11 protein-coding genes are annotated in these 11,135 nt (G+C 62.8%); 9 read left to right on the forward strand and 2 right to left on the reverse strand.

What is annotated here, in order from left to right; genetic code table 11:
- The 9 genes from EN879_RS11140 to EN879_RS11180 all read left to right on the forward strand — a co-directional run.
- Nucleotides 1–367, forward strand: a 367-nt coding sequence (locus tag EN879_RS11140; protein WP_127274055.1) for a DUF2291 family protein, incomplete at its 5' end; no start/stop codon positions are given.
- Nucleotides 364–1,905 carry a sugar ABC transporter ATP-binding protein gene (locus EN879_RS11145; protein ID WP_063167514.1) on the forward strand — a complete coding sequence of 514 codons (1,542 nt, stop codon included), beginning with the start codon at nucleotides 364–366 and terminating at the stop codon, nucleotides 1,903–1,905. The genes EN879_RS11140 and EN879_RS11145, both read left to right, overlap by 4 nt.
- A 26-nt stretch (nucleotides 1,906–1,931) precedes the next feature.
- Nucleotides 1,932–3,062, forward strand: a complete 1,131-nt coding sequence (locus tag EN879_RS11150; RefSeq protein WP_013533073.1) for an ABC transporter permease — start codon at nucleotides 1,932–1,934, stop codon at nucleotides 3,060–3,062.
- Nucleotides 3,063–3,094: 32 nt separating this feature from the next.
- On the forward strand, nucleotides 3,095–4,042 hold the full coding sequence (locus tag EN879_RS11155; RefSeq protein ID WP_023756738.1) for a D-ribose ABC transporter substrate-binding protein: 948 nt from the start codon (nucleotides 3,095–3,097) through the stop codon (nucleotides 4,040–4,042).
- A gap of 96 nt (nucleotides 4,043–4,138) precedes the next feature.
- Nucleotides 4,139–5,698 carry an FGGY-family carbohydrate kinase gene (locus EN879_RS11160; protein WP_063167515.1) on the forward strand — a complete coding sequence of 520 codons (1,560 nt, stop codon included), beginning with the start codon at nucleotides 4,139–4,141 and terminating at the stop codon, nucleotides 5,696–5,698.
- Nucleotides 5,695–7,212, forward strand: a complete 1,518-nt coding sequence (locus EN879_RS11165) for a glycerol-3-phosphate dehydrogenase (RefSeq protein ID WP_063167516.1) — start codon at nucleotides 5,695–5,697, stop codon at nucleotides 7,210–7,212. The genes EN879_RS11160 and EN879_RS11165 overlap by 4 nt, the downstream gene beginning before the upstream one ends.
- On the forward strand, nucleotides 7,212–8,150 hold the full coding sequence (locus tag EN879_RS11170; protein WP_013533069.1) for a TIM barrel protein: 939 nt from the start codon (nucleotides 7,212–7,214) through the stop codon (nucleotides 8,148–8,150). The genes EN879_RS11165 and EN879_RS11170 overlap by 1 nt, the downstream gene beginning before the upstream one ends.
- A gap of 57 nt (nucleotides 8,151–8,207) precedes the next feature.
- Nucleotides 8,208–8,975 carry a triose-phosphate isomerase gene (locus EN879_RS11175; protein ID WP_063167517.1) on the forward strand — a complete coding sequence of 256 codons (768 nt, stop codon included), beginning with the start codon at nucleotides 8,208–8,210 and terminating at the stop codon, nucleotides 8,973–8,975.
- Between the two features lie 95 nt (nucleotides 8,976–9,070).
- Entirely contained in the window at nucleotides 9,071–9,508 is a 438-nt protein-coding gene (locus EN879_RS11180; RefSeq protein WP_024502451.1) for an RpiB/LacA/LacB family sugar-phosphate isomerase, read from the forward strand.
- A 24-nt stretch (nucleotides 9,509–9,532) separates the two neighbouring features.
- Here EN879_RS11180 and dhaL read toward each other — a convergent pair whose 3' ends face one another.
- Both dhaL and EN879_RS11190 read right to left on the reverse strand, forming a co-directional pair.
- A complete protein-coding gene (gene dhaL, locus EN879_RS11185) occupies nucleotides 9,533–10,174 on the reverse strand; it encodes a dihydroxyacetone kinase subunit DhaL (RefSeq protein ID WP_027163948.1) in 642 nt (213 codons plus the stop codon).
- Between the two features lie 26 nt (nucleotides 10,175–10,200).
- Nucleotides 10,201–11,135 (reverse strand): dihydroxyacetone kinase subunit DhaK (locus EN879_RS11190; RefSeq protein WP_164774375.1); only part of this gene is annotated, 935 nt, incomplete at its 5' end.

The raw sequence follows: 11,135 nt of genomic DNA on the forward strand, positions 1-11,135 counted from the left end.
GCCTGCGGGCGTCGGACCGGTCATTTCAGTCAAGTTCACCGGCGTCGTCGGCGAAGGAAAATCTGGCATCTACAAGGTCGCCGTCGACGGCGTGCCAGATACGTTGATGATCCGCGTGCAGACGGGACCGGCAATCAACGGGACGGAACTGCGTGACGCCACGGGCAAGATCACATTCGGCCAGTTCACCAACCAGATTGAGTACCAGGACGCCGGTTCGGCGCTGAACAATGAGATGAAGAAGGAAGTCCTGGCCAAGGTCGATACGAGCACCTTGACCGGCAAGACCATATCGGTGGTCGGCGCATTCAAGCTGGTCAACCCGAAGAGCTGGCTCGTCACCCCCGTGAGGCTGGACGTCAAATGAAACCGACTGCCGACACCGGACCCGCGACTGGCGACGCCGTGCTTTCGGCGCGCAACATCGTCATGTCGTATGGCGGCGTCCATGCGCTCAAGGGCGTCAATTTCGACATCCATCGCGGCAAGGTCACCACGCTGTTCGGAGAGAATGGCGCCGGCAAGTCGACGCTGATGAAGATCCTCTCCGGCGTGGTCACGCCGACATCCGGCGACATCGTGCTCGACGGCAATCTCGTCAGCTTTTCTTCGTCCTCGGACGCGCGCGATCGCGGCATCTCGATCATCCACCAGGAACTCAGCCTGGCGCCCAACCTCAGCGTTCGCGACAACATCTTCATGGGCCGCGAACTGCGCACCAGGACCGGCCTCGACTTCGCCGAGGAGCAACGCCAGGCGCGCGCTCTGATGGCTGATCTCGAGGAGGACATCGATCCGATGACCCTGGTCGAGGATCTGCGCCTCGGCCAACAGCAGATCGTCGAGATCGCCCGGGCACTGTCGGTCGATTCGCGCATCCTCATCATGGACGAGCCGACCTCCGCGCTCAGCGCAACCGAGGTGGAAGTTCTGTTCAAGGTGATCCGCGATCTGACCAGCCGCGGCGTCTCCATCGTCTACATATCGCATCACCTCGAAGAGGCGCTGCAGATCACCGACTATGCCGTTGTCCTGCGCGATGGCGCGATTACCGCGACGGCCGAAGCCCGGGATATCGATCTCGAATGGATCGTGCGCAACATGGTCGGCGAGAATTTCGATCTCGGCTCGCCGCCGACCGGCCATGAATTCGGCGAAGTCGCCCTATCGATCGAGGATGTCAGCGTCGTCGACACTTCGGGCTCAGGTTATTCCGTCGTCGATCACCTGTCGCTGGACGTGCGAGCAGGCGAGATCGTCTGCATCTACGGGCTGATGGGTGCCGGGCGCACGGAATTGCTGGAGGCCGTCGCCGGACGAGTGCCGATGGCGGGCGGGCGGGCGCTGCTGGAAGGCGAGGACGTCTCGGGGCTGAGCATTGCCCAGCGTATCTCCAGAGGGCTTGTGCTGGTCCCCGAGGACCGGCAGCGCGACGGGCTGGTGCAGACGATGACCGTCGGTCGTAATCTTTCGCTCGCCAGCATCGAAGCGTTCGCCAGGGGCCTGTTTCTGTCTCGTTCCAGAGAGCGAGAGCTGGTCGAAGACTCGATCCGCAAGGTGACCGTCAAGACCGCTGGCGGCAACGCCATGATCGGATCGCTGTCGGGCGGCAATCAGCAGAAGGTCGTCATCGGCAAGATGCTGACGACCAATCCCAAGGTTATCCTTCTCGACGAGCCGAGCCGCGGCATCGATGTCGGCGCCAAGGCCGAAGTCTTCCGCTTGCTGAGCGAACGCGCTGCGCAGGGCCTTGCCGTCGTCTTCTCGACCTCTGAGGTCAACGAATGCCTCAGCATTGCCCACCGCATCGTCGTCATGCGCCGCGGCAGGATTTCAGCCGAATTCGGCGCCAATGCCACCAAAGAGCAGATCATGGCCGCCTCGGGCGAAGCCGTGGTCGCCTGATCACCAGGAATTTCGGAGCCCACACCATGACCGATGTCAGCCAGGCCAGAAAACAGTCCAGTCCAAGCGCGAGCGAAGGCTTCGATCTCGCCAAGCTGCTGCTCGAGGGCCGCGCTTTCTTTGCCCTGATCGTCATCATCGTCGTCTTTTCGATCCTGTCGCCCTACTACCTCTCGGTGGCGAATTTCCTGACCATGGCCTCGCATGTCGCCATCTTCGGAATCCTCGCGATCGGCATGCTGCTTGTCATCCTCAATGGCGGCATCGATCTGTCGGTGGGGTCGACGCTGGGCTTGGCCGGCGTCGTTGCCGGCTTCCTGATGCAAGGGGTGACGCTGAGTTGGCTGGGCGTCGTTCTCTATCCGCCGGTGTGGGTGGTCGCGGTGCTGGCCTGCATGCTGGGCGCCGTCGTCGGGCTGATCAACGGCGTGCTCATCGCGCGCTTCAAGGTTCCAGCTTTCGTCGCCACCCTCGGCGTCATGTACATGGCGCGCGGCCTGGCGCTGCTGATGACCAGCGGCCTGACCTACAACAATCTCGGCGGCAAGCCGGAGCTCGGAAACACCGGCTTCGATGCGCTTGGCTTCAACCGCTTGTTCGGCGTGCCGACGGGCGTCGTGGTTCTCGTGGTCATCGCGCTCATTGGCAGCATCGTCCTGAACCGCACCGCTTTCGGGCGCTGGCTCTACGCCTCGGGCGGCAATGAACGCGCGGCCGAACTCTCCGGCGTTCCGGTCAAGACAGTGCAGATTTCCGTCTATGTGCTGTCGGGCATCTGCGCCGCCATTGCCGGCCTGATCCTGTCCTCGCAGCTTACATCGGCGGGACCGACCGCCGGCACCACCTACGAACTGACGGCCATTGCGGCCGTCGTCATCGGCGGCGCGGCACTGACCGGCGGCCGCGGCAACATCCGCGGAACCCTGCTCGGGGCCTTCGTCATCGGCTTCCTGTCCGACGGTCTGGTGATCATCGGCATCTCATCCTACTGGCAGACAGTGTTCACCGGCGCGGTCATCGTGCTCGCCGTGCTCCTCAATGCCGTTCAGTATCGCCGCCGCAGCAAGCTCCCAAGCGCGACAGGTGGCCAACCGACTTCTCAGAAACGGGGGAAGGCCGAACCGGCCAATCCTGCCCAAGGGAAGACTGCCAGGTGAACTGGCAGCAACACCGCGTAATCATTGGAGGAATGTACATGAAAACCATGCTGAAAAGTCTGCTCGCGGCCGCGATGGTCGTTGGGTTCACGGCCGCCGCGTCAGCCGCGGGCCTGATCTCGATCATCGTCAACGATCCGGCCAATCCCTACTGGCTGACCGAGGGCAACGTCGCCAAGGCCGAGGCCGAGAAGCTTGGCTATACGGCCAATGTCGGCGCCCACAAGGGCGATACCAATACCGAAAGCAATTTGATCGACACCGCCATCACCAACAAGTCGGTGGCGATCATTCTCGATCCGGCCAACGCCGACGGCTCTGTCGGTGCGGTGAAGAAGGCGATTGCAGCCAACATCCCGGTGTTCCTTGTCAATGCCGAGATCAACCAGGAAGGCCTCGCCAAGGGGCAGCTCGTTTCCAACAACGCGCAGGGCGCTGCTCTCGGTGCCCAGCAGTGGGTGCAGGCCGTCGGTGAAAAGGGCAAATATGTCGAACTGCTCGGCGCCCCGTCGGACAACAATGCCGCCACGCGCTCGAACGGTTACGCGACTGTGCTGAGCCAGTACCCGGATCTCGAAAAGGCTGCTTCGCAGGTCGCCAACTGGGATCGTACCCAGGGCCACGACAAGATGCAGAGCATGCTGCAAGCCAATCCCGACATCATCGCCGTGATCAGCGGCAATGACGAAATGGCTCTCGGCGCGGTTGCGGCGCTGAAGGAAGCTGGCAAGCTCGCCGGCATCAAGGTCGGTGGCTTCGACGGCTCCCCGGACGCGGTTGCGGCGATCAAGTCCGGTGAACTGCAGTACACCGTGCTGCAGCCGGTCGCCATCTTCTCGGCCAAGGCCGTGCAGCAGGCGGACTCGTTTATCAAGACGGGTGCCACCGGTGCGGCGACCGAGAAGCAGCTGTTCGATTGCCTTCTCATCACCAAGGACAATGTCGACAAGTACACCGCACCCTTCGTGCTGTCTGAGTAATACCTGCACAGGGGGTGTCCTTGCGGACACCCCCTGTCTCTTCTACGAAATGACTGCCCTCGTGAACTGCCTTCGCAACCAATCGGAATTTGCGGCATGAAAGACCTGCTGATCGGCATCGACGCGGGAACGTCGGTGATCAAATCGATCGCTTTCGATCTGTCCGGGCGGCAGCTCGCCATGACGTCGGTGCCCAATAGCTTCGTCACGCTGGAAGGCGGCGGCGCCGAGCAGGACCTCGACCAGACCTGGCGCGACATGGCGCGGACCGTTCGCGATCTCGCGGCCAAGATTCCCGACCTCGCGCAACGAATCGCGGCGGTGGCCATCACCGGGCAAGGCGACGGAACCTGGCTGATCGATAGCGACGGCATGCCTGTCTCGCGCGCCTGGCTGTGGCTCGATGCCCGCGCCGGACGTTTGGTGGACGAGATGCGCGCCGATCCCCGGGATCGCAGGCGGTTCGAACTGACCGGCACGGGGCTGAATTCCTGCCAGCAAGGCGCCCAGCTTGCCTTCATGAAAAAGAACCATCCCGACATGCTGGAGCGGGCGGCCACCGCACTGCATTGCAAGGATTGGCTCTACTTCAAGATGACGGGCGAACGCGCCACCGATCCCTCCGAGGGAACCTTCACCTTCGGCGATTTTCGGTCGCGCACCTATTCCGACGAAGCCCTCGACATCCTGGATCTGACGACGCATCGCCGCCTGTTGCCTCCCATGCTCGAAGGCACCACCGACCATCATCCGCTATCGCGATCGGCGGCGGCGGAGACCGGCCTGCTCGAAGGCACGCCGGTGGTGCTGGGCTACGTCGACATGGTCATGACGGCGCTCGGAGCCGGCCTCTATGATCCCTCGGGCAATGTCGGCTGCACGGTCATCGGCTCGACCGGCATACACACGCGCTTCGCAGCCACTCCCGACGATGTCGTGCTGAACGCAGATGGCTCCGGCTACACGATCGCCATGCCTATTCCGGGCGCCTTTGCACAATTGCAATCCAACATGGCGGCGACGCTCAACATAGACTGGGTGCTTGGCCTTGCGCGCGACGTGCTCGCCACGGCTGGCGGCAAACCTTCTCATGACGAGTTGCTGAAGGCGCTCGACGCTTGGATGGAAGCATCGGAGCCGGGATCGCTGATCTACCAGCCTTACATATCGCTAGCCGGCGAAAGAGGGCCGTTCGTCGACCCTGACGCACGCGCCGGCTTCATCGGCCTTTCGGTCAAGCATGGCTTTGGCGATCTGGCACGCGGCGTGCTCGAGGGGTTGGCCTTCGCCGCTCGCGATTGCTACCAGGCGATGGGCGCCGTGCCGAGTGAGATCCGCCTGTCGGGCGGCGCAGCGCGCAGTCCGTCTCTACGTCGCATCATCGCGGCGGCGACAAGGGCGCAGGTGCGCACCAGCAGCCGCCAGGAAGCCGGCGCGGCGGGTGCCGCGATGATGGCCGCGGTCGGGCTCGGCGTCTACGGCTCCATGGAAGACTGCGCCGCCGAATGGGTGACGCCGCTTCTCGGCGACTGCGATGCCTATGACGAGGCGCTTTCGCAAACATACGATGCGCTCTTCCCTTCCTTCGTTGCGGCGCGCCAGGCGCTTCGGCCGGTGTGGAAGGGCATGGCGCACCGCACAGGAGCAAGATCTTGAGCAATACAACAGATGTCGTCGATCTCTTCGTGATCGGCGGCGGCGTCAATGGAGCCGGCATAGCGCGTGATGCTGCAGGTCGTGGCCTGTCCGTCATCCTGTGCGAAAAAGACGATCTCGCGCAAGGCACCAGTTCGCGTTCCGGCAAGCTGGTGCATGGCGGCCTGCGCTACCTCGAATATTATGAATTCAGGCTGGTTCGCGAAGCGCTGATCGAACGCGAGGTGCTGCTCGAGGCGGCGCCGCATATCATCTGGCCGATGCGCTTCGTTCTACCGCACAGCCCGCAGGATAGGCCGGCATGGCTGGTCCGGCTCGGGCTGTTTCTCTACGACCACCTTGGCGGCCGCAAACGGCTGCCTGGGACAAGAACGCTGAACCTGAGGACCTCGCCTGAAGGCGCGCCGATCAAGGACGAATTCAAGCGCGGTTTCGAATATTCCGACTGCTGGGTCGACGATGCGCGCCTGGTGCTGCTCAATGCGCTCGATGCAAGGCAGCGAGGCGCCAGAGTGCTCACGCGCACCGCCTGTGTCGCGGCGCGCCGTGAAGGCGGACTGTGGTCGATCGACATGCAGGATGGTCGCACGGGCGCCGTCACGAAAGTCCGCGCGCGCGCTCTGATCAACGCAGCAGGTCCCTGGGTCAACGACATTGTCAGCCGCGTCGCCGGGCAGAATTCGACGCGCAATGTCCGGCTTGTAAAAGGCAGCCATATCGTCGTGCCCAAATTCTGGGAGGGGCGGCAGGCCTATCTCATCCAGAACAACGACAAGCGGGTGATCTTCGTCAACCCGTACGAGAACGATCTGGCGCTGATCGGCACGACCGACATTCCCTACGAAGGCAGGCCCGAGGAAGTGGTCGCCGAGGCCAGCGAAGTCGACTACCTGATCAAGGTGGTCAATCGCTATTTCAAGCGGCAGCTGACGCCACAGGACGTGGTCTACAGCTTCTCCGGTGTGCGTCCGCTCTATGACGACAATGCCGACAATCCAAGCGCGGTGACGCGCGACTATATTTTCGAACTCGACGCCTCCAACGGCAACGCACCGCTGCTTTCGGTGTTCGGCGGCAAGATCACCACCTTCCGCAAGCTGTCGGAACACGCGCTGGAAAAGATCCAGCCATTCTTTCCGACGATGAAGAAAGCCTGGACGGCCAAAATTCCCTTGCCGGGGGGCGACCTGCCCAATGCGGACTTCGAGCAGTTTCTGAGCGATCTGCATGTCGAATTTTCATGGCTCAGCCCGTCGTTGGTGAAGCACTACGCTCGAAGCTACGGCACCCGCGCCAGGCAATTGCTCGCCGGCGCGCAAAGCGAGGCTGATCTCGGCCGACGCTTCGGTCCCGATCTGTATGAACGGGAGGCAAAGTTCCTGGTCGAGACCGAATGGGCTGGCACATCAGCCGATATACTGGAACGCCGCACAAAGCATGGCCTGCATATCAATGCGGCCGAGCGGAAAGCGTTCGAAGATTGGTTCGGTAACATCATGGCGACGGCGGACTGATGGCCTTCACGCTTTCCCTCAACACCAATCCTCTGGTCAATCGCTTCGCCGATCCAGACGATTTGATCGACGCGATTGCTTATGGCATCGGCATTCGCGACGTGCAGTTGACGCATGAATTCGTCAATCCGGGCTGGCCGGCGGCCACGATTGCCAAATTCCTGCGCCTGTTCAACAGCGCGCTTTCGCGGACCGGTGTCAGGATCACCTCCGGCATGACCGGACCTTATGGCCGGCTCAACCATTTCGGCCACCCGGACGCCGACGTCCGGCGCTACTATGTCGACTGGTTCAAGACCTTCGCCGACATTTCCGCCGAACTCGGCGCGCCAGGCATGGGCACGCAGTTCGCCATCTTCACCTACAAGGACTTTGACGATCCGCAACGGCGGGCAGCACTTCTCGATATCGCGCTCGAATGCTGGCGCGAGGTTGCCGAACACGCCAGGGCGGCGGGGCTGACATACCTGTTCTGGGAGCCGATGTCGGTCGGCCGCGAGTTCGGCCACACGATCGAAAGCTGCGTCACGCTGCAAGGCGCCATCGACGCAGCGAAGCTGCCCATACCGATGAAGATGATGGTCGATATCGACCATGGCGACGTGACCTCACCCAACCCTGCCGACACCGATCCCTACGCCTGGGCGAAAGCGTTTCCATTGCAATCTCCGATCATCCACATCAAGCAGTCTTCCATGAACAAGGGCGGCCATTGGCCGTTCACGGCCGCCTACAACAAGGATGGCCGCATAGTGCCGCAGAAGTTGCTGGACGCGGTTCGGCAGGGTGGTGGAACCGACAATGAAATTTGCCTTGAACTTTCCTTCAGGGAGAGGGAACCAGTCGACCATCAGGTTATCGAGATGATCCGCGAGTCGGTGGATTTCTGGGCGCCTTACGTCGACAGTGGCCGGGACAGTCTCAAGCCTCGGACTTGAGCGAATACGTCGCCCGGAAGCCGGCTTCGGCCGCAAAAGTATCGAAGGAGAAAAACAATGGCCCCATATTGGGTCGGCACGAGCTGGAAGATGAACAAGACGCTTGCCGAGGCGTTGCTGTTCGCCGATGCGTTGGCCGCCTTCGTGCCTGGTTTCGATCAGGCGATACAGCCTTTCGTCATTCCGCCGTTCACCGCCGCGCGCCAGGTCAAGGCGGCACTAGCCAACACCCGCGTGAAGGTAGGTGCCCAGAACATGCATTGGGCCGATGCCGGCGCGTGGACGGGAGAGATTTCGCCAGTGATGTTGAAAGACTGCGGGCTGGATGTAATCGAACTCGGCCATAGCGAGCGCCGGGAGCATTTCGGCGAGACGGATGCGACTGTCGGACTGAAAACGGCAGCTGCTGTCAGGCACGGTTTCGTGCCACTGATCTGCGTCGGCGAGACGCTGGACGAGCGTGAATCAGGCCGCGCCGAGGCGGTGCTGACGGCACAAGTTCTCGGCGCGCTGCAGGAGCTGAGCGGCGATCAACCGAAGGCGGAAATCCTCTTTGCCTACGAGCCTGTCTGGGCGATCGGGGAGAAGGGCATTCCCGCAAGCGCCGACTATGCCGACAAGCAGCAAGCGCTGATCAAGCAGGTAGCCGCTGACCGGCTGCCGGCTGCCCCGCCTGTGCTTTACGGCGGCAGCGTCAACCCCGGCAACGCGGCCGAACTTATCGGCCAGCCGCATATTGATGGCCTGTTCATCGGCCGCTCGGCGTGGCAAGCGGAAGGCTATATCGACATTCTGAGAAAGGCGTCGGCCGCCATCGCGCGCTAACCGCGCGAGCAATTCCGGGAAAGTGTGAAGCGGTTTTCCGTCCGGAATTGCGTCAAATCAAAGAGACAGAGACAAAAGCAAAGGAGTTCATCATCATGAAGATCGCACTCGGAGCCGACAGCGCCGGCAAGCCGCTGCTCGATGTCATCGCCAAGCATCTCGCCACCAAGCCGGAGTTGCAGGTCGTCGACCTGAGCCAGGCCGGCTTCTACGCCGATATCGCCGCCTCGGTCGGCCACGAAATTCTCGACGGCAACTACGACCGGGCCATCCTGTTTTGTGGCACCGGCATCGGCGTCAGCATCTCTGCCAACAAGGTGCCGGGCATTCGCGCCGCGTTGACCCACGATACCTATTCCGCGGAGCGCGCCGCCAAGTCCAACAACGCCCAGATCATCACCATGGGCGCCCGCGTCATCGGTCCCGAACTGGCGAAATCGATCGCCGACGCATGGCTTGCCTCCGAGTTTGATCCGAATGGCCCATCTGCCGCGAACGTGCAGGCCGTCGACAAGCTCGACGCCAAGCGCTGAAAGACGCGGCAAGTCCGCTGATGATCAGTCGGTCAAGGCGGTCCGCATCGCCTCGATCACGGTGACGGCGGACGCAGCGCCCGGATCCATATGGCCAAGCGAACGTTCGCCGAGGCGTGATGCCCGGCCCTTGGTGGCCACCATCGCTTTGGTCGCTTCCGCGCCTGTCTCTGCCGCCTGGGCGGCGGCCTTGAGACTGGCGGCCAGATCCTTGCCTGAGGCCAGCGCTTCGCCCGCCGCTTGCCCCGCCGGCGCCCATGCATCGATCATCGTCTTTTCGCCAAGCTCTGCCTTGCCGCGATCCTGAATGCCCTTGGCCATGGCCTGGAACAGGGCGACCACATCCGCGTCGTCGAGCGCCGTCTTGCCCTTGACGGCTGCCGCGGCGCGCATGAGCGCGGTCGCATAGAGCGGACCGGAGGAGGCGCCGACCGCATTCAGGAACGACTTTGCCGCCGTGTTCAGCAAGGTGGTCGGATCGGTCGCCGCGGTGTCCAGTCCGGCCACCGCATCGCGCGCAGCGGAAAATCCAAGCTCCATCGCGATGCCGTGGTCGGCGTCACCGATAACCCCGTCAAGCGCGCACAGCCTGTCCCTGTCTGCTGACATGGAGTTTGCGATCGCCGCGAACATCGTGACAAGGCGGGCAGTATCGATTGTCGTCATGTCTTAGTCCTTGCCACAGAGTGGGTTTAGCCGGCGCGAAACATGGCGCAGTCGCAGGGGTGGTCCAGCATCGTCTGCAACTCGCCGTCCAGCCGATGCAGCGTGATCGAGGCCCCGGCCATTTCGAGCGAGGTGCAGTAATTGCCGACCCAGCTTGCGTGGATGGACACACCGATCTCATCAAGCCTCTGCTTCACGCGCAGGTTCATGATGTAGAGTTCCATCAGCGGCGTTGAGCCCAGCGAATTGACGAGCACCGCGACCTTGTCGCCGCGCGCCGGCGCCATCTCGTCGAGGATCCTGTCCAGCATCTCGTCGGTGATCTCATCGGCTGTTTTCAACTTTTCGCGTGCGATGCCGGGCTCGCCGTGGATGCCCATGCCGATCTCCATCTCGTCCGGCCCGATCTCGAAATTTGGCCGGCGGGTCTGCGGCAGCGAACAGGGCGACAGCGCCACGCCCATGGTGAAGGTGTGGTCGTTGGCCTTGCCGGCGATGCGCTCGCATTCGTCGAACGACAACATCCGGTCGCAGGCGGCGCCGGCCGCCTTGAAGATGAAGAAATTGCCGGCGACGCCGCGCCTCTTGTGCCGCTGGTCGCGCGGTGCCGAGGCGACGTCGTCGGTGCTCAGCACCGTGCGCACCTCGATGTCGTCCATCGCCGCCATCTCGGCCGCCATGTCGAAATTCATCACGTCGCCGGCATAATTGCCGTACATGAACAGCACGCCGGCGCCGCCGCTGACCGCCTTGGCGCATTCGAGGATCGGGTCCGGCGGCGGCGAGGCAAAGACATTGCCGATGGCCGCAGCGTCAGCCAAGCCCTTGCCGACAAAGCCGAGAAAGCTCGGCTCGTGGCCCGAGCCGCCGCCGATGACCAGGCCCACCTTGCCCTGGCGCGGCCCGTCGCGGGCGACGATGGAGCGTGGACTGCCGTCCACGCTTTTGAGATGGCGGGGAT

Origin of the sequence: Mesorhizobium sp. M7A.F.Ca.AU.002.02.1.1 (genome assembly GCF_003998535.1) — a bacterium.
In the GTDB taxonomy this organism is placed as follows: Bacteria; Pseudomonadota; Alphaproteobacteria; order Rhizobiales; family Rhizobiaceae; genus Mesorhizobium; species Mesorhizobium ciceri.